The following is a 17,960-nucleotide window of genomic DNA, read 5'->3' as shown; positions in this document are numbered from 1 at the left end:
TTGCTGGTGCCTATTTCTTTTCCATGACGCATTGCAGAGGATGTTGGTGTTTCCGCGCAAAGTCCATGACCTGCGTCACCTTGGTCTCGGCGACCTCGTAGGTGAAGATGCCGCACTCGCCGACGCCGTTCTGGTGGACGTGCAGCATGATGCGGGTCGCGTCCTCGCGCGACTTGTTGAAGAAGCGCTCGACGACGTGGACGACGAACTCCATCGGGGTGTAGTCGTCGTTGAGCAGCAGCACGCGGTAGAGGTTGGGACGCTTGGTGCGCGGCTTCGTCCGCGTGATCACGGCGGTTCCCGATCGACCGTCGCCGTTACCGTTCCCGGGTGCGCGGGGATTGGCCGCGACCGGCCTGGTGGAGGGTTCTCCCTGCCTCGGGACCTGAGCCATCTGAATCGTACCGACCTCGCTCTGGCGCCCGCGCCGAACGGTGCCGGCCCCCGTCTCGAAGGGCCCGGACCGCGTCGCGGGAGGGCAGCCTATCACGTCGGCTGCCGGTGCCGAGCCTAATCTATAGGCCGAGTCCGCGCTTCGCCAGTCGGCTGCGCGCTCTTGTCGTGCGGGGCCGCACGGGACCCCGAAACGCGTCGCGACCGGCACGGGGATCCGTGCCGGTCGCGACGATCGTCAGGTCGTAAGGGGAGGGCGGCCCGGCCGGGCCGCCTCCGGGTCGCGCCTTACGCGGCGTCCTTGGCCTCGTCGAAGGCCTTGCCGGCCTCGTCCTGGACCTTGTTCAGGCCGTCCTTGGCCTGCTCGAAGGCGCGTCCCTGCGCCTTGAAGGCCTGGTCCTGAAACTTCGAGGCCTGCTGCTGGGCCTGGGCGACGATGCCCTCGAACGGCTTCGCCATCTCCTTGGCGAGGTTCGTGTAGAGCTCGGTCATCTTGGCGGTCTGGGCGGTGAGACGCTCGAAGGAGGTCTTCGCGTACTCGGCCTGGATCTCGAGCGCCTTGTCGAGCGAGCGCACGCCGGCGAGCTTCTCGAGGGTGGCGGTGCCGTGCTCGAAGGACTGCTTGGCGAAGTCGGTGGCCTCGACGGCGATCGCCTGGCTGGCCTTCGACAGCGTGCCGAAGCTGCGCAGCATCGCGTCCATGCCGTCCTTGCCGAACTTCTGGGCCGCCTCGGCCTGCTTCTCGACCTGCTGGCTGATGTTCTGGTTCATGGTTGGCGTGGCGCCCCGGGCGGGCGCCCCCTTCTGCGCGCGGCGATGGAGCGGTGCGGGGCACCCGCGCGTCGCGCCCCGCGAACGGCAATATGTGCACCGCACAAAATTCGTCAAGAGTCGTTGTGCGGCGCACAATCGCGCGAATTCGAGAGTCGAAATTTTCCGCGAGTTAACCGGGGCGTAACCGCGCCTGCCTAGCCTGATTGACAGTGATGCCGCTGCGCCACGCCGTTCTCGCGGGGCGCCTGCGGTCCGGGGTGCCGCCCCTGTCGCAGGCGCCCCTCTCGATAGAACGGGGTAGTTGCGTGATGCGTTGCGTTCACGGCCAATCGGGACCCGCGCTGCCGGCCGTGCTCGCCGCCGCGGCGGTGCTGACGGCGCTCACCGCCTCGCCCGCCGAGGCGCGCCGGCGCGCCCATCACGGCGGCGGCGGTGGCTACAACCCGCCCTACGCGGCGATGGTGGTCGACGCCAAGACCGGCCGCGTGATGCACGCGGTCAACGAGGATGCCCTGCGCCACCCGGCCTCCATCACCAAGGTGATGACGCTCTACCTGCTGTTCGAGCAGCTCGAGCGCGGCAAGATGGACCTCGACACGCCGCTCCAGATCTCCGCCAACGCCGCCCGCCAGCCGCCCTCGAAGCTCGGCGTGCGCCCCGGCTCGACCGTGACGGTCGAGGAGGCGATCAAGGCGCTCGTCACCAAGTCGGCCAACGACATCGCCTGCGCCATCGGCGAGAACATCGCCGGCTCCGAGCCGGCCTTCGCCGAGATGATGACCCGCAAGGCCCACGCGCTCGGCATGACGCGCACGCACTACGCCAACGCCTCGGGCCTGCCGGATTCCGACCAGATCACCACCGCCCGCGACCTGACGATCCTCGCCCGCGCGGTGCAGGACCGGTTCCCGCGCTACTACCGCTACTTCCAGACCCGCTCCTTCGCCTTCAAGGGCCGGGTGATCGGCAACCACAACCACCTGCTCGGCCGGGTCGAGGGCGTCGACGGCATCAAGACCGGCTACACCCGCGATTCGGGCTTCAACCTGATGACCTCGGCCCGCACCGACGGGCGCCACATCGTCGCCGTGGTGCTCGGCGGCAAGTCGGTGGCGAGCCGCGACAACATCATGGCCAAGCTCGTCCAGGCCAACCTGCCGGTGGCCTATGCCGGCGCCCGCACGAGCGCCCCGGTGGTCGAGGTGGCGGAGCGGCCGCGCCCGGCGGTCGTCGCCGAGCGCCCGGTCGCGACCCGCACCCTCGTGGCCTCGGCCGACGACGACGCGGTCGAGACCACGAACTCCACCGGCCAGCCCCTCGACATCGCGCCGCGCGGCGGCGCCACGCCGCAATCCTCGCCGAAGTGGCGCGCGGGCGCCCCCGGCGCGGTGCCGGCGAGCGCCCAGGCCTACGCCCCCGCCGCGACGGCGGCCTTCCCGGCGGCCGGGGCGAAGTACGCCTCGCGCCTGCCGGCCTCCGAGCCCGGCGAGGCGAGGGCGCCCGCCCCGCGCGAGGCCGCGGCGCCTGCACCGAAGCCCGTCACGGTGACGCCCTGGGTGATCCAGCTCGGCGCCATGGACGACGAGGGCAAGGCCAAGTCGATGCTCGCCGATGCCCGCCAGCGCGGCGGCGGGGCGCTCTCCAAGGCCGCCCCCTTCACCGAGCGGGTGACCCATGGCGGCACCACGCTCTTCCGCGCCCGCTTCTCCGGCTTCTCCGAGGCCGAGGCCGCGCAGGACGCCTGCCGCGCGCTCAAGCGCAACGGCTTCACCTGCTTCGCGACGCGGAGCTAGCACTTTCCCCTGCCCCGGCGATCCCCGGCTTGCCCGGAATCGCCGGGGCAGGGGGGATGCGCTGCATCCCGACGCGTCAGTGCGCGCCGCTGCGTCCGGCCGACACGGAACAGTTCACGACATCCCCGCCGCGGCGCGTCCCTGCCGCGGCTTCGTCGACACGCGCGTGGAGTATCAGCGATGTCGGTTGAGAAGAAAGTCCTTGGCCGCGTTGACGCGGGCCGCCAGGTAGTCGGACCCGCCCTGGTCCGGGTGAAGCCGTTTCATGAGGGTCCGGTGCGCCCGGCGCACCTCCTCGAGGGCCGCCCCGCGCTGAAGCCCCAGGATCTGATAGGCCTCCTCCTCCGTCATCGGCCCTGGCTGCGCCGCACCGCCCGGCCGCGGGTCGCGATCTCCTTGAGCGTCTACGCGCCATCCGGCAAACCGGCGGTCCAGATAAGCCTCTAGCAGGCGGGCGCCGTCGGGGTCGCCCGCGCGGCACTCCGACAGGAGCGCGACGAGGGCCGGCAGCGCCAGGCCGTCGAGCCCCTGGCCGGCGAGGGGGCCGGCCAGGACCGTGCCGCGCATCGCGCCGCTGGCATGGTCGAGTTCCATCTCCAGCATCGCCGAGCGCACCCGCGAGACGGCGCCCTGCGAGGGCGCGCCCTGGCGCGACGGCATGTACCGGCCGAGGCCGAAGGGGAGGGGGGAGCCCTGGCGCCAGCCCAGCAGCCAGGCGCCGCCGAGGCCGAGCGCGCCCGCCATGTCGAAGCGCCCGCGCAGGAACAGGAAGGCGGCCGCCGCGAGGGCGAGCCACCCGCCCGCCTGACGGACCATCCGCGCGATGACCGACGGATTCGCGTTCGCGTAGTGGCGGCCGAGCCACCACAGGCCGACGAGGACCAGGACACCGAGGCCGAGCGCGATCATTCGTCTTCCACAACCCTCGATCGTCGCGCTGTTCCCCGTGCGCGGGATCCCCGTGTCAGCCGCCGGTCATGTCGGCGAGGAGCCGGCGCGCCGCCGCATCCTCATGCGCGGCGAGGCGCAATCCGTCGAGTCCCCGGGTGGCGTAGATCGCGGCCGCCCGCAGCAGCGCCGCCAGCACCCCGGGCGCGGCGAGGTCGAAGCGGGCCGCCGCCCCGCCGCTCAGGCGGGCGATCTCCGAGAAGCCGGCGGCGACCGCGAGGTCGGGTCCCTCGTGGAAGCAGAAGGCCGGCAGGCCGAGGAGACCGAGTTCCCCGGCGACGCCGCGGAGGTCGTCGAGATCCTCCTCGATCGCGTCGCCGACCAGCACCAGCGCCTTGACCGGCCCGCGCCCGGCCTCGTTGCGGACGTGGCGCAGCACCCGGCCGATCTGGGTGCGTCCCCCCAGGCAGGCCACGCCCTGCATCAGGCCGGTGAGCGCCCGGGCATCGGCGACGAAGCGCGAGGCCCGGCACTCGTCGAAGCCGCGGAAATAGACGAGCTGGACCGCCAGGCCGCCGAGGCGGGCGGTCGCGTCGAACATCCCGGCCTGGACCCCGCAGGCGAGGTCCCAGGTCGGCTGCCGGCTCATCGTCGCGTCGAGGGCGAAGACGAGGCGCGGCGCGTCGCCGGCCGGCACGGCGACCCGCCGCGCCGTCTCCAGGAAGGCGTCGACCGCCCCGCGCCCCGGGCGGTCGAGGTCGGACCCGCCCGGCACGCCCTCAGTGCCGCCGGATGGTGTTGGCGGTGAGCGCGTGGACCGAGAACAGCCCGTCCGGATCGGTCCAGACCCGGGCGTGCTCCCAGCCGGCGCCGCGGGCGAGCGCCCGGAAGCCCGGCACCGTGTACTTGTAGCTGTTCTCGGTGTGGATCGTCTCGCCGGAGCCGAAATGGAACGGCACGCCCGCCACCGTCACGAGCTGGTTGCGCCGGCTCACCAGGTGCATCTCGATCCGCCCGAGGTTCTCGTCGAAGAAGGCCTGGTGGGCGAAGGCGTCGAGGTCGAAATCGGCGCCGAGCTCGCGGTTGATGCGGGTGAGCAGGTTGAGGTTGAACGCCGCCGTCACCCCCGCGGCATCGTCGTAGGCGGCGTCCAGCACCGCCTTCTCCTTCACGAGGTCGATGCCGACGATCAGCGTCGCGCCGGTGCCGGCACCGGTGCCGGTGCCCAGCGTCCGGGCGAAGCTGGCGAGCAGGCCCGCCGCCAGCTCGGGCTCGAAATTGCCGATCGTCGAGCCCGGGAAGAAGCCGGCCTTGGGCGCGTCCCTCAGGTCCTCTGGCAGGCCGAACGGCTTGGTGAAGTCCGCCGCCACCGGCTCGACCTGCAGGCGCGGGAAGTCGCGGCCGAGCTCCTCCGCCTCGCTGCGCAGGAACTCCTCCGAGACGTCGACCGGCACGTAGGCCGCGAGGTCGGAGAGGTGCGGCAGGAGGCGCCGTACCTTCGCGGTCGAGCCGCTGCCGAACTCGACGAGGGCCGAGCCCGGGGCCAGCCCGGCGGCGATCTCGGGGCCGTACCGGTCGAGGATCGCGAGCTCGGTGCGGGTGGGATAGTATTCCGGCAGCCGGGTGATCGCCTCGAACAGCTCCGAGCCGCGCCGGTCGTAGAAGTACTTGGCCGAGAGATGCTTCTTCGGGGCGCTCAGGCCCCCGATCACGTCCTGCAGGAAGGTGCGATCGAGGCGGGCGGGTTCGTGCGCGAGGTGGGGAAGCGGGGCATTCACGGGCAGGGACTCCGGTGTCGGGCGGGCGCCTCGAGGACACCCGCGTCGAGGCGCGTCACGCCTCACGCTCCGTACTGAGATAGACGCAGGCCGGTGAACTGCCAGCGCTGGTGGGGATAGAAGAAGTTCCGGTAGGTCGGCCGGCTGTGCCCCTGCGGCGTCGCCACCGAGGCGCCGCGCAGCACGAACTGGCTGACCATGAACTTGCCGTTGTACTCGCCGAGCGCGCCGGGGAGCGGGCGGTAGCCCGGATAGGCGCCGTAGGCGCTGCGGGTCCATTGCCAGACATGGCCGAAGGCGGCGTCGAGGGAGCCGCTCGCCGCCTCCCACTCGGCCTCCGTGGGCAGGTCGCGCCCGGCCCAGCGGGCGAAGGCGTCGGCCTCGTAGTAGCTGACATGGGTCACCGGCAGGGCCGGATCGACGGGCCGCAGCCCGGCGAGCGTCATGCTCGACCACACCCCGTCCGCCCGCCGCCAGTAGCCCGGCGCCTCCCAGCCCTGTTCCTGAGCGGCGACGAAGCCGTCGGAGAGCCACAGCTCGGGCTTGGCGTAGCCGCCGTCCTGCATGAATTCGAGCCACTCGCCGTTGGTGACGAGGCCGCGCTCGAGGGTCACGGGCCGCAGCAGCACGTCGTGGCGCGGCTCCTCGTTGTCGAAGTGGAAGCCCGCGCCCGCGTGGCCCATCTGGGTCACGCCGCCGTCCAGCGCCACGCGGCCACTCCGCTGCGACAGGGCCGGCCAGCGCCAGCCCTCGTCGTAGGCCGGCAGCAGCGGGTTCTGCGCGAAGGCGTGCAGGATGTCGGTGAGCATCAGCTCCTGGTGCTGCTGCTCGTGGTGCAGGCCGATCTCCAGGGTGGCGACGATCTCGGGCAACCGCCCCTCGGACGCGCCGGCGATCAGGTCGGCGACGGCGCGGTCGACATGGGCGCGGTACCCTGCGACCTCGTCGCAGGTCGGCCGGGTGACGAGGCCGCGGCTGATCCGCGGCGCCCGCGGCCCCGCCTGCACGTAGTAGGAGTTGAACAGGTAGAAGAAGCGCTCGTCGAAGACGGTGTAGCCCGGCACCATGGCCGTCAGCAGGAACTGCTCGAAGAACCAGGTCGTGTGGGCGCGGTGCCACTTGGTCGGGCTCGCATCCGCCATCGACTGGATCTGCTGGTCCTCCGGGGAGAGCGGCGCGGCGCGGCGCTCGGTCTCGTCGCGGACGTGGCGGAAGGCCGCGATCCAGGCCCCCGGTCGATCGGGCGGGCCTCGACGGAGGGGGGAGGGAAGGCGGGGCGCGTCTCGAGGACCTGCGCGGTCGCGGTCGCTGCCATCGGATCATCCCTCATGCGTAGATCGATCGTTCACGATCAACGTCGGTCGGGGGAATGCGTTTCTCCAGCGCGGCGTTACCGCGCAGCTTGGATCCGCGCCGCATGGGCACGGTAAGGATGTGCATGGCGGGAGAAGCGGAGCCTTTTTGCCGCCGCAGTGACCAAGCCTTAACGGTCGCGCCGGACTCTCGCCGGCAACTCTCCCACTGCCTCTCGGTCAAAGCCCCAATGCGGTTCGATCTGATGGCCGGCACTGCTGCGGCGCCCCTGGCGCCGATCACCCGCGCGCCGGTGGTTCTCGTGTTCGATTCCGGCCTCGGCGGCCTCACGGTGCTGGCCGAGGTCCGCCGCGCCCGGCCCGACGCCCGGGTGGTCTACGCCGCCGACGACGCGGCCTTCCCGTATGGCGGCCTCGCCGAGCCGGTGCTGGTGGCGCGGGTGCTCGCCGTCATGGAGCGGCTGATCGCGGTCCACGCCCCCGACCTCGTCGTGGTGGCCTGCAACACCGCCTCGACCCTGGTGCTGCCGGCCCTGCGGCAACGCTTCGACATCCCGTTCGTCGGCACCGTGCCGCCGATCAAGCCGGCGGCGGCGGCCACGCGCTCGGGCCTCGTCAGCGTGCTGGCGACGCCGGGCACCGTGCGGCGCGACTACACCCGCGAGCTCGTCGACACCTACGCGGCGGGCTGCCGGGTCACCCTCGTCGGGGCGACGGGGCTGGCGGCGCTCGCCGAGGCGGCGCTCTCCGGGCTGCCGGTCTCCGACGCCGACCTGTGGGCCGAGATCGGGCCCTGCTTCGTCGAGGGCGAGGCGGGACGCACCGACGTGGTGGTGCTCGCCTGTACCCACTACCCCCTGCTGCTCGCCCGCTACCAAGCCATCGCGCCCTGGCCGGTGACCTGGATCGACCCGGCCCCGGCGATCGCCCGGCGCATGACCCAGCTCATCGGCGGCCCCGTCCGCGGGCTGGGCGACGATTCGCCCGGCCCCGTGCGCGCCGCCTTCACCTCCGGCGACCGGCTGACCCCGGCCCTGCGCACGGCGCTCGCCGATCGCGGCGTCGCCGAGGTGGCGTTCGAGGCGATGCCGCTCGTGCTGCAGTGATCCCGGTCCCGCAGTGATCCCGGTCCCATGGTGCGCGCGCGGCCGATGACGATCGCGGCCGTCCTGCTCGTCGTCGCGCTCGCGCTCTACGGCGCGGTGGTCGCGGCGTTCTGGTGGTTCCAGCGCGGGCTGCTCTATCCGGGGCAGGGCGGCCCCGTGCCGGCGACCGCGGCGCGGCTGCCCTCCGCGCTCGAGAGGCTCGCGATCGACACGGCGGACGGCGAGCGCCTGCGCGCCCTGTGGCTGCCCCCCGCCCCGGGGGCCGGGATGGTGGTGAGCTTCCACGGCAACGCCTCGCTGCCGGAATGGCACGCCGAGCGCTTCGCCGCCGGGCCGTGGCGGGCGCATGGCTGGGGCGTGATGGCGCCGGCCTATCGCGGCTATCCGGGCTCGACCGGCCGCCCGAGCGAGGCCGGCCTGATCGCCGACGGGCTCGCGGCGCTGGCGGAGGCCCGGCGGCGCGCGCCCGGGGCGCCCGTGCTGCTGCACGGCCACTCCCTGGGGGCGGCGGTCGCGGTCGCGGTGGCGGCCCGGATCGGGGCGGCGGGCGTGCGGGGCCTCTACCTCGAGGCGCCGTTCGACTCGATGACCGCGATGGTGCGCCACCACTTCCGCTTCCTGCCGGCGGGCCTGCTCGCCGACACCTGGCGCTCGGACCGGGCGATCGGCACCGTCGCCGTGCCGATCCTGATCGTGCACGGCGAGTCCGATCCGGTGATCCCGGAGAAGTACGGCGCCCGCCTGGCGCGCGCCGCCGGCGCCGACTTCGTCGCGGTGCCGGGCGACCACGTCTCGATCCTGGGACGCCGGGACGGCGAGGCCGAGGCGCGGTTCCGCCCGTCTCCCTGAGCCTTGACCCGAAACGCTTTGTCGCCTAAGAGCGCCCGGTTCGCGGGGCCCCGGTTCGGGGCCCCGCGGCATTTTACGCACCCGCGAGCGGCTCGTCACGGCCGCTCTGTCGCCCCGGTTTCGGGGGGAGGAGGGCGCGTTCCTCTCCTACGTGATGACATTCTAGAGGACACGCGATGTCGAAACGCGTTCAGGCGAAGCACAAGCTCGATCGCCGCATGGGCCAGAACATCTGGGGCCGCCCGAAGAGCCCCGTGAACCGCCGCGAGTACGGCCCGGGCCAGCACGGCCAGCGCCGCAAGGGCAAGATGTCCGACTTCGGCACGCAGCTGCGCGCCAAGCAGAAGCTCAAGGGCTACTACGGCAACATCACCGAGAAGCAGTTCCGCCGCTACTACGCCGAGGCGATCCGCCTGCGCGGTGACTCGGGCGAGAACCTGGTCGGCCTGCTCGAGCGCCGCCTCGACGCGGTGGTCTACCGCTCGAAGTTCGTGGCGACCCCGTTCGCCGCCCGCCAGTTCGTGAACCACGGCCACATCCGGGTGAACGGCGTGCGCGTCAACATCCCGAGCTACCTCGTCAAGCCGGACGACGTGATCGAGGTCAAGGAATCGTCCAAGCAGCTCGAGATCGTCGTCGTGGCGAGCCAGCTCGCCGAGCGCGACGTGCCCGACTACATCGAGGTCGACCACGGCAAGATGACCGCGCGCATGACCCGCGTGCCGACCCTGTCCGAGGTCCCGTACCCGGTGCAGATGGAGCCGAACCTGGTCATCGAGTTCTACTCGCGCTGATCCAAGCGACGCAGACCATCGAGACGACGGAGAGCCGCCCGCGAGGGCGGCTTTTTCTGTTTGGGGTTGACCGAAGAGCCGCCCGCGAACAGGCAAAGCGCGGGCTCCCCCTCTCCCCGCGGGCGGGGAGAAGCCTTCACCCCCCCTCGCCGGGGGTGAAGGGAGCCCGCAGGGCGAGGGTGAGGGGGTGGTGCCGGAGGAAGCTCATCCGGAGACACCCCCTCACCCTCGCTCCGGCTTCGCCTCCGCTTCTTTCGTCCCCGGCAAGGGGGACGAAAGCCTCTCCCCGCCCGCGGGGAGAGGAGAAGCCCGCGCCTTTCCGATCCGCGCCGCGCCGGGAACGATCTCAGCCCGCCAGCGCCGCCCGGATCCGCTCGGCGTGCTCGGCCAGCAGGGCCGGGTCGGCCATGCCCTCGACGTGGCGGCGCGGCGCGACGCCCTCGTGGCGGGGCAGGACGTGGACGTGGAGGTGGAACACGGTCTGGCCGGCCGCGACCTCGTTGTACTGGTAGACGGCGACGCCGTCGGCCGCGAAGGCCGCCTTGGCCGCCCGCGCCACGCGCTGCACGGCGGCGTAGAGGTGGCCGAGCGTGGCCGGGTCCGCATCGAGGAGGTTGCGGCTCGGGGTCTTCGGCACCACCAGGGTGTGCCCGTCGGCCTGGGGCATCACGTCCATGAACGCGACGACGTGATCGTCCTCGTAGACCTTGTGGCAGGGCACCTCGCCCCGCAGGATCTTGCCGAAGATGTTCTGGGGATCGTAGGCGGTCTCGGTCATCTCGGAGCCCCTTCGGAAGGCGGACATCGATGCGCGGGCGCGTCCCCGCGTCGCCCCGGGGCTCGGCGGCGGACGCCCGGCGCGCCCAGGCGCTCGTGATCAAGAACGCGGCGGGGCGCAACCGCTGTTTTTCCGCAAAAGGTCGCGATCCGCGTCCGTCCGGGCACGAAGGAAGGCCGGTGCCCGCCTCACGCCGAGCGCGGCGCCGCCACCCGGTGGCGCAGGCCGGCGATCACCGCCCGCAGGGTGCCGGCCTCGGCCTCCGGCGCGTCGGTGCGGGCGTAGATGCGGTCGTGCACGAAGGAGAGCTTGCCGATCGTCGCCGGGGTCATCCGGAACGGGTACAGGTCGGGCTGGCCCATGCTGCGGTTGATCGAGTTCATCGCGAAGGTCAGCGGCAGCCAGGCCTCGATCAGCCGGCCGAAATCCGGGCTGCGATACGGATCGAAATCGAGCTTCGCGGAGAGCTGGATCAGCCCGGCCGGCGCCTGGAGCTTGGGCTGCACGCGCAACCCGAACTGGCTCGCGGTCTCGAGCGTGTCGATGATGTGCAGGTAATGCGCCCAGGTCTCGGCGAAGTCCTCCCACGGGTGGGAGGCGGCGTAGGCCGAGACGTAGGTCTCCTCCCAGCCCTCGGCCGGGCCGTGGGCGTAGTGGCGCTGGAGCGCGACGCCGTAATCGGCCCGCTCGTCGCCGAACACCGCCCGGAACGCGTCGAGGCAGGGATCGGCCCGCACCAGCACGTTCCAGAAATAATGCCCGATCTCGTGGCGGAAGTGCCCGAGGAGCGTGCGGTAATGCTCGCCGAACTGCGTGCGCCGGCGCTCGCGCTCGACGTCGTCGGCCTCGGCGATGTTGAGGGTGATGAGGCCGTTGTCGTGCCCGGTCAGCACCGGCGGGCCGACGAGGTACGATTCCGCCGGGTCGACCAGGAAGTCGAAGGCGAGGCCGGCCGGGTCCTCGTGCCGCGACGCGAGCGGCAGGCGCAGGCGCAGCATGGCGTAGAACAGCCGGCGCTTGGCCGCCTCGACCTCGCGCCAGCGGGTCCGGTTCCAGGGGATCGAGAGGTCCGGCACCACCCGGTTGTGCCGGCAGGCCAGGCAGTAGGTCTCGGGCGAGCCGGCGGGAACGAGCCAGTTGCAGCCGCCCGACTCGCGGTTGGCGCAGGAGCGGTAGGTCCGGCCGGTATCCGCGAGCCCGCGCCAGTGCGGGCCGGCCCGCAGCATCGCCGTCATGTCGGCGATCTCGGGGTCGTAGCCGAGGCGGCACTCGCAGCTCTCGCAGGAATCGGCCTCGAAATGCGCCGGCTGCGCGCAGGCTTGGCACTGGAAGATCTTCATCGCGGCGTCCGGGACAGGCCGCCCGCAACGCCGGGGCCACGACCCGGCGGGGGCCGGGCCAGAACCCGGCGGGGCCTGCCTCCACCAAGGGGCTTGCCCCGCCCGAGGTTCCGCCGATCGCGGCACGGGACTTGCCTCAATTTTTCGCCCCGCCGCCCGCGACGAGGCCGTGCGCTGACGCAAGTGGACGTGCGACAGGATGTGATGGGAGTTCATGCATCCGACGGCGGCGGCTGACGCCGGCCCGGCCAAGGTGTAGAACCCCGGAGCGCGCGCGGACGGAGCGGCGGGCTCACCCCTCACTCGCAGCAGAAGGTTCGGAGTCGTCGTGTCGATCAAGGCCGCCCTGCACCACGTCACGTCCTACACCTACGACCGGCCGATCAGCCTCGGACCGCAGGTGATCCGTCTGCGGCCGGCGCCGCACACCCGCACCCGGATCGAGAGCTACGCCCTCAAGGTCACGCCGGCCAACCACTTCGTGAACTGGCAGCAGGATCCCAACGGCAACTGGCTCGCCCGGCTGGTCTTTCCCGAGAAGACGACGCAGTTCCGGATCGAGGTCGACCTCGTCGCCGACATGGCGGTGATCAACCCGTTCGACTTCTTCGTCGAGGACTACGCCCAGACCCGGCCCTTCGCCTATCCGGACGAGCTGAAGGCCGAGCTCGGCCCCTACCTGGCGGTCGAGACGGCGGGACAAGGCAAGGGTGATCCCGAGATCGACGCCCTGATGAAGCGGCTGCCGGCCGAGACCGACACCGTGCAGTTCCTGGTGGCGCTGAACGCCCTCGTGCGGGACACGGTCGCCTACGTCGTGCGCATGGAGCCCGGCGTGCAGACCCCGGCCGAGACCCTGACCAAGGGCAGCGGCTCGTGCCGCGACTCGGCCTGGCTGCTGGTGCAGGTGCTGCGCCGCCTCGGCCTCGCCGCCCGCTTCGTCTCCGGCTACCTGCTCCAGCTCGTGCCCGACACCACCGCCGTCGACGGGCCGGCCGGCACCACGACCGACTTCACCGACCTCCACGCCTGGGCCGAGGCCTACGTGCCGGGCGCCGGCTGGATCGGGCTCGACGCCACCTCGGGCCTGCTCTGCGGCGAGGGCCACATCCCGCTCGCCGCCACCCCGCATTACCGCTCGGCGGCGCCGATCTCCGGCCTCGCCGAGCCGGCGGAGGTCGCGTTCGACTTCGCGATGACCGTGACCCGCGTCGCCGAGGCGCCGCGGGTCACGAAGCCGTTCTCGGACGAGGCGTGGGGCGCCCTCGACGCGCTCGGCGAGCGCATCGACCGCGACCTCGCCGGGCAGGACGTGCGCCTGACCATGGGCGGCGAGCCGACCTTTGTGTCGGTCGACGACTTCGAGGCTCCCGAATGGAACGCCGCCGCGGTCGGGCCGACGAAGCGCGGGCTCGCCGACCAGCTGATCCGGCGCCTGCGCGAGCGCTTCGGCCCCGGCGGCTTCCTGCATTACGGCCAGGGCAAGTGGTATCCGGGCGAGAGCCTGCCGCGCTGGGCCTTCGCGCTCTACTGGCGCAAGGACGGCGCGCCGGTCTGGCGCGATCCCGCCCTCGTCGCCGGCGAGACCGGCCCGCGGAACGCCGGCATCGCCGAGGCCGAGGCGCTGATCCGCGGCCTCGCCCGCCGCCTCGCGCTCGAGCCGTACGTCCAGCCGCTCTTCGAGGATCCCGAGCACTGGGAGCGCAAGGCGGCGGAGCTGCCGGTCAACGTCACGCCGCTCGACCCGAAGGTCGGCGACGCGGAATCCCAGGCGCGCATGGTGCGGGTCTTCACCCGCGGCCTCGGGAACGCGGCGGCCTACGTGCTGCCGCTGGCCAACGTGGCTTTCGGCACGGCGCGGCACTGGGTGTCCGAGAAATGGGCGCTCAAGCGCGGCGCGATCTACCTCGTGCCGGGCGATTCGCCCGCGGGCTTCCGCCTGCCGCTCGCCTCGCTTCCCTTCGTGCCGCCGAACTCCTACCCCTATTACGCGCCGCAGGACCCCCTGGAGCGGCGCGGGCCGCTCGCGCCCGGCACCGCGCCGCAGCGCGAGCCCGCCCCGGTCGGCGTCGCGGTGCGCACGGCGCTCGCGGTCGAGCCGCGGGACGGGATCCTGTGCGTGTTCATGCCGCCGATCGAGCGGGTCGACGAGTACCTCGCCCTCCTCGCCGTCCTGGAGGAGGCGGCGGCCGAGATCGGCCAGCCGCTCCACGTCGAGGGCTACGAGCCGCCCTACGACCCGCGCCTGTCGGTGATCAAGGTCACGCCCGATCCCGGCGTGATCGAGGTCAACGTGCAGCCGGCCGGGACCTGGCGCGAGGCGGTCGAGATCACCACCGGCCTCTACGCCGACGCCCGCCAGACCCGGCTCGGCGCGCAGAAATTCATGATCGACGGGCGCCATACCGGGACGGGGGGCGGCAACCACGTCGTGCTCGGCGGCGCGACCCCGGCCGATTCGCCGTTCCTGCGCCGGCCCGACCTCCTGAAGAGCCTGGTCCTGTACTGGCAGCGCCACCCGTCGCTGTCCTACCTGTTCTCGGGCCTCTATGTCGGCCCGACGAGCCAGGCGCCGCGGATGGACGAGGCGCGCCACGACGGGCTCTACGAGCTCGAGATCGCGCTCGCCCAGGTGCCGCCCCCGGGCGGCCCCGAGGTGCCGCTCTGGCTCGTCGACCGGTTGTTCCGCAACATCCTCACCGACGTCACCGGCAACACCCACCGGTCCGAGATCTGCATCGACAAGCTCTACTCGCCGGACGGTCCGACCGGGCGCCTCGGCCTGCTCGAGTTCCGCTCGTTCGAGATGCCGCCCGAGGCGCGGATGAGCCTCGCCCAGCAGGTGCTGCTGCGCGCCCTCGTCGCCTGGCTGTGGCGCGAGCCGCAGGAGGGCGGGTTCGTGCGCTGGGGCACGGCGCTGCACGACCGCTTCATGCTGCCCCACTTCCTGTGGGAGGACTTTTCCGTGGTCCTCGGCGACCTCTCCCGCGCCGGCTACGCCTTCGATCCGGCCTGGTACGAGGCGCAAGCCGAGTTCCGCTTTCCCCGCTACGGCGAGGTCGAGCGCGGCGGCGTCAAGCTCGAGCTGCGCCAGGCCCTCGAGCCCTGGCACGTCCTCGGCGAGGAGGGCGCGATCGGCGGCACGGTGCGCTACGTCGATTCCTCGGTGGAGCGCCTGCAGGCCAAGGTCTCGGGCTTCGTGCCGAGCCGGCACGTCGTCACCTGCAACGGGCGGCGCCTGCCGATGACCGATACCGGCCGCTCGGGCGAGGCGGTGGCGGGCCTGCGCTTCAAGGCCTGGCAGCCGGCCTCGGCCCTGCACCCGACCCTGCCGGTCCACGCGCCGCTGACCTTCGACGTGCTCGACACCTGGAGCGGGCGCTCGCTCGGCGGCTGCGTCTACCACGTCGCCCATCCGGGCGGGCGCAACTACGAGACCTTCCCGGTCAACACCTACGAGGCGGAGGGGCGCCGCCTCGCCCGCTTCCAGGAGAACGGCCACACCCCGGGCCGGGTGAGCGCGCCGCCGGAGGAGCCCGGGCGCGAGTTCCCCCTGACCCTCGACCTGCGCACGCCCGCACCCCGATGAGCGAGGCCACGATGGGCGAGGCCCCGGCGGGGGTGGAGGTCGCCGGGCCCGCGCAACCCGACGGGCCGCAAGGTGGTGGGCCGCAAGGTGATGGGGCGGAGGAGCGGCTGGCGCGCTGGAGAGAGGGCTACGCCCCGCTGCCCGGCCTGCCGGACGAGCTGGTCTCGGCCGACGGCGCCTTGCGGCCGGCCTGGGACCGGTTCCTGCGCCGCCTCGCCGTGCTGCCCGATCGCGAGATCGCCGCCCGCCTCGCGGCGGCCGGGCGGCACATCCACGAGACCGGCATCGCCTACCGGGCCTACGGCGAGGCGACCGAGCGCGACTGGCCGATCGGCGCCCTGCCGCTCCTGATCGAGGGGGCGGAGTGGCAGGCGATCGCCGCCGGGGTGGCGCAGCGCGCCGAATTGCTCGAAGCGGTGCTGACCGACCTCTACGGCGAGGGCGCGCTCGCCCGCGCCGGCCTGCTGCCGGCCGCCGCCGCCGCGGGCGATCCGGAATTCCTGCGCCCGCTCGTCGGCGTCGCGCCCCCGGGCGGGCGCCACCTGCACTTCTACGCCGCCGACCTCGCCCGTGGGCCGGACGGCGCCTGGCGGGTGCTCGCCGACCGGACCCAGGCGCCCTCGGGCGCCGGCCACGCCCTCGAGAACCGCCTCGTCATGGCCCGGGCCCTGCCGGAGGTCTACGGCGCGCTCGACGTCGAGCGCGTCGCCTCGTTCTTCCAGGCCTTTCGCGACGGCCTCGCGGCGGCGGCGGCCCGCGAGGAGCCGCGCATCGGCCTGATGACCTCGGGCCCCTACAGCGACACCTACGTCGAGCAGGCGGTGCTCGCCCGCTATCTCGGCTTCGCCCTCGTGGAGGGCGACGACCTCCTGGTCCGCGATCGTCAGGTGTCGATCCGGACGGTCGCCGGCCTCAAGCGGGTCGACGTGCTGTGGCGGCGCATCGACGGCGACTTCGTCGATCCCCTCGAGCTCAATCCCGCCTCGCGCCTCGGGGCGCCGGGCCTCGTCGAGGCCCTGCGCGCCGGCGCCGTCGCGATGGGCAACATGCCGGGCGCCGGCCTCGTCGAGAGCGCCTGGCTCGCCGCCTCGCTGCCGGCCCTGTGCGAGCGGCTGCTCGGCGAGCCCTTGCGCCTGCCCGGCCTGCCGACCTGGTGGTGCGGCGACCCCCGGCAGCGCGAGGCGGTGCTGGAGCGGTTCGACGCGCTCGCCTTCCGCCCGGCCGCGGCGCCGGCGCAGGGCGCCTTCACCAGCCGGGCCTTCGGCGAGGGGCGCGACGCCGCCGAGACCGGGCGCCTGCGCGCCATCCTGCGCGACCGGCCCGGCGACCTCGTCGCCCACGAGCCGGTGCGGCTCTCCACGGCCCCGGTCTGGGACGGCACCCGGCTCGTGCCCCGGCCCTTCGTGCTCCGGGTCTTCGCCGCCGCGACCCCGGAGGGCTGGCGGGTGATGCCCGGCGGCTTCTGCCGCATCTCCGAGACGCCCGACGTGCGCCCGGTGGCGATGGGCGCCGGGGTCCGCGCCGCCGACGTCTGGGTCCTGTCCTCCGGCTCCACCGCCGCGCAGGCGAGCCTCCTGCCGCCGAGCGACCGGGTCGCGGTGCGCCGGGTGCCCGGCCTCCTGCCGAGCCGGGCCGCCGACAACCTGTTCTGGCTCGGCCGCCACCTGGAGCGGGCCGAGGCGGTGATCCGCCTCACCGCCTGCCTGCTCGACGGGACCGGGGCGGTCTCGACCGCCGAGGAGGACCGCGCCACCTCGGCCCGCATCCGCGCCCTGCTGCACGCCTGGGGCGCCGTGCCGAGCCCCGACGGGCCGGCGGCGGACCTCGCCCACCGCGCCCTCTCGGATGGCGGGCAATGGGGGTCGGGCCTCGCTCACGCCCTCTCGGCCCGGCGCAACGCCGCGTCCCTGCGCGAGCGCCTGTCGGCCGAGACCTGGCGGGCGCTCTCCGCGCTCCTCGCCGCCCTGGAGGCGCCGGCGGACGCGGCGGAGTCGGAGGCCGCCCTCCTCGACCGGGCCGAGCGCGCGCTCGCGCTCACCGCGTCCCTGGCCGGCCTCGCCCAGGAGAACATGAACCGGGCCGGGGGCTTTGCCTTCGTCGACATGGGGCGGCGGGTCGAGCGGGCGGTCAATGCCTGCCGCTTCGCCCTCGAATTCGGTCCTGCCGGCGCGAGCACCGACGACCTCGGCGTGCTCCTCGACCTCGTCGATTCCCGCATCTCCTACGGCGCCCGCTACATCCTCGGCGTGGCGCTGGCGCCGGTGCGCGACATGGTGCTGCTCGATCCCTACAACCCGCGCTCCCTCGCCTTCCAGGTCGAGCGGCTGGCCGAGCGCCTCGCCGGCCTGCCGTCCCTGCGCCAGGACGGGGTGGCGGAGGCGCCCGCCCGCCTCGTCGCGGGGCTGGCCGGCGAGATCGCCGGGGCGGAGGCCGCCACCCTGCCGCTCGACACGGTGGCGGCCTGGGAGCGGCGCCTGTGGGAGATCGCCGAGGCGATCGGTGCGCGCTACTTCCCCGGCGGGTCGGACGCCGCCCGTCCCGAAACCCTCGTCACGCTGGCCTGAG

13 protein-coding genes and 1 pseudogene are annotated in these 17,960 nt (G+C 73.2%); 6 read left to right on the top strand and 8 right to left on the bottom strand.

The genetic code is table 11. From position 1 onward, the window contains the following. Positions 1 to 10 precede the first annotated feature (10 nt). Together clpS and DK419_RS18830 are read right to left on the bottom strand one after the other, a co-directional pair. Positions 11 to 394 carry an ATP-dependent Clp protease adapter ClpS gene (clpS, locus tag DK419_RS18835; protein WP_048443496.1) on the bottom strand — a complete coding sequence of 128 codons (384 nt, stop codon included), beginning with the start codon at positions 392 to 394 and terminating at the stop codon, positions 11 to 13. A 287-nt stretch (positions 395 to 681) separates the two neighbouring features. Beyond that, on the bottom strand, positions 682 to 1,164 hold the full coding sequence (locus DK419_RS18830; protein WP_109960447.1) for a phasin family protein: 483 nt from the start codon (positions 1,162 to 1,164) through the stop codon (positions 682 to 684). A 311-nt stretch (positions 1,165 to 1,475) separates the two neighbouring features. On the opposite strand from DK419_RS18830, the gene DK419_RS18825 reads away from it, so the two are divergent. After that, positions 1,476 to 2,960, top strand: coding sequence for a D-alanyl-D-alanine carboxypeptidase (locus DK419_RS18825; protein ID WP_109960446.1), 1,485 nt, complete (start codon positions 1,476 to 1,478; stop codon positions 2,958 to 2,960). A gap of 174 nt (positions 2,961 to 3,134) precedes the next feature. On the opposite strand, the gene DK419_RS18820 is transcribed toward DK419_RS18825, so the two are convergent. The 4 genes and pseudogenes from DK419_RS18820 to egtB all read right to left on the bottom strand — a co-directional run bounded on the left by DK419_RS18820 (position 3,135) and on the right by egtB (position 6,941). Beyond that, positions 3,135 to 3,869 (bottom strand): DnaJ domain-containing protein, encoded by a 735-nt coding sequence (locus tag DK419_RS18820; protein WP_109960445.1) that lies wholly within the window; start codon positions 3,867 to 3,869, stop codon positions 3,135 to 3,137. A 55-nt stretch (positions 3,870 to 3,924) separates the two neighbouring features. Continuing rightward, the gene (locus tag DK419_RS18815) at positions 3,925 to 4,623 is read right to left on the bottom strand and encodes a hypothetical protein (protein ID WP_109960444.1); all 699 of its coding nucleotides are present in this window, start codon (positions 4,621 to 4,623) and stop codon (positions 3,925 to 3,927) included. Between the two features lie 4 nt (positions 4,624 to 4,627). Continuing rightward, positions 4,628 to 5,626 (bottom strand): L-histidine N(alpha)-methyltransferase, encoded by a 999-nt coding sequence (egtD, locus tag DK419_RS18810; protein ID WP_109960443.1) that lies wholly within the window; start codon positions 5,624 to 5,626, stop codon positions 4,628 to 4,630. Positions 5,627 to 5,688: 62 nt separating this feature from the next. Beyond that, positions 5,689 to 6,941, bottom strand: a pseudogene (gene egtB, locus DK419_RS18805) (ergothioneine biosynthesis protein EgtB). 228 nt (positions 6,942 to 7,169) lie between these two features. On the opposite strand from egtB, the gene murI reads away from it, so the two are divergent. From murI to rpsD, 3 genes are all read left to right on the top strand, one after another. Beyond that, positions 7,170 to 8,045 (top strand): glutamate racemase, encoded by an 876-nt coding sequence (gene murI / locus DK419_RS18800; RefSeq protein ID WP_109960441.1) that lies wholly within the window; start codon positions 7,170 to 7,172, stop codon positions 8,043 to 8,045. A 27-nt stretch (positions 8,046 to 8,072) separates the two neighbouring features. After that, positions 8,073 to 8,894 (top strand): alpha/beta hydrolase, encoded by an 822-nt coding sequence (locus DK419_RS18795; protein WP_245442541.1) that lies wholly within the window; start codon positions 8,073 to 8,075, stop codon positions 8,892 to 8,894. A gap of 176 nt (positions 8,895 to 9,070) precedes the next feature. Further along, on the top strand, positions 9,071 to 9,688 hold the full coding sequence (gene rpsD, locus DK419_RS18790; protein WP_109960440.1) for a 30S ribosomal protein S4: 618 nt from the start codon (positions 9,071 to 9,073) through the stop codon (positions 9,686 to 9,688). 346 nt (positions 9,689 to 10,034) lie between these two features. Here the strand turns inward: rpsD and DK419_RS18785 are convergent, their stop codons facing one another. Together DK419_RS18785 and DK419_RS18780 are read right to left on the bottom strand one after the other, a co-directional pair. Then, the gene (locus DK419_RS18785; protein WP_109960439.1) at positions 10,035 to 10,466 is read right to left on the bottom strand and encodes an HIT family protein; all 432 of its coding nucleotides are present in this window, start codon (positions 10,464 to 10,466) and stop codon (positions 10,035 to 10,037) included. Positions 10,467 to 10,654: 188 nt separating this feature from the next. Then, entirely contained in the window at positions 10,655 to 11,806 is a 1,152-nt protein-coding gene (locus DK419_RS18780) for a zinc-binding metallopeptidase family protein (RefSeq protein WP_109960438.1), read from the bottom strand. Positions 11,807 to 12,134: 328 nt separating this feature from the next. Between DK419_RS18780 and DK419_RS18775 the strand changes: the two genes are divergently transcribed. Both DK419_RS18775 and DK419_RS18770 read left to right on the top strand, forming a co-directional pair. Then, positions 12,135 to 15,395: a transglutaminase family protein gene (locus DK419_RS18775; RefSeq protein ID WP_109960437.1), complete on the top strand. Its 3,261-nt coding sequence runs from the start codon at positions 12,135 to 12,137 to the stop codon at positions 15,393 to 15,395. Beyond that, a complete protein-coding gene (locus DK419_RS18770) occupies positions 15,392 to 17,959 on the top strand; it encodes a circularly permuted type 2 ATP-grasp protein (RefSeq protein WP_245442539.1) in 2,568 nt (855 codons plus the stop codon). Before DK419_RS18775 ends, DK419_RS18770 begins: the two co-directional genes overlap by 4 nt. Position 17,960 lies beyond the last annotated feature (1 nt).

Origin of the sequence: Methylobacterium terrae (genome assembly GCF_003173755.1) — a bacterium.
Lineage (GTDB): Bacteria > Pseudomonadota > Alphaproteobacteria > Rhizobiales > Beijerinckiaceae > Methylobacterium > Methylobacterium terrae.
This window is presented reverse-complemented; position numbering and strand designations above follow the sequence as displayed.

Excerpts from the sequence above, each read along its gene's own strand:
- clpS (WP_048443496.1), bottom strand. The coding sequence starts at position 394 with ATGGCTCAGGTCCCGAGGCAGGGAGAACCCTCCACCAGGCCGGTCGCG.
- rpsD (WP_109960440.1), top strand. The coding sequence starts at position 9,071 with ATGTCGAAACGCGTTCAGGCGAAGCACAAGCTCGATCGCCGCATGGGC.
- DK419_RS18820 (WP_109960445.1), bottom strand. The coding sequence starts at position 3,869 with ATGATCGCGCTCGGCCTCGGTGTCCTGGTCCTCGTCGGCCTGTGGTGG.
- DK419_RS18795 (WP_245442541.1), top strand. The coding sequence starts at position 8,073 with ATGGTGCGCGCGCGGCCGATGACGATCGCGGCCGTCCTGCTCGTCGTC.
- DK419_RS18785 (WP_109960439.1), bottom strand. The coding sequence starts at position 10,466 with ATGACCGAGACCGCCTACGATCCCCAGAACATCTTCGGCAAGATCCTG.
- murI (WP_109960441.1), top strand. The coding sequence starts at position 7,170 with ATGCGGTTCGATCTGATGGCCGGCACTGCTGCGGCGCCCCTGGCGCCG.
- DK419_RS18830 (WP_109960447.1), bottom strand. The coding sequence starts at position 1,164 with ATGAACCAGAACATCAGCCAGCAGGTCGAGAAGCAGGCCGAGGCGGCC.
- DK419_RS18825 (WP_109960446.1), top strand. The coding sequence starts at position 1,476 with ATGCGTTGCGTTCACGGCCAATCGGGACCCGCGCTGCCGGCCGTGCTC.
- DK419_RS18770 (WP_245442539.1), top strand. The coding sequence starts at position 15,392 with ATGAGCGAGGCCACGATGGGCGAGGCCCCGGCGGGGGTGGAGGTCGCC.
- DK419_RS18780 (WP_109960438.1), bottom strand. The coding sequence starts at position 11,806 with ATGAAGATCTTCCAGTGCCAAGCCTGCGCGCAGCCGGCGCATTTCGAG.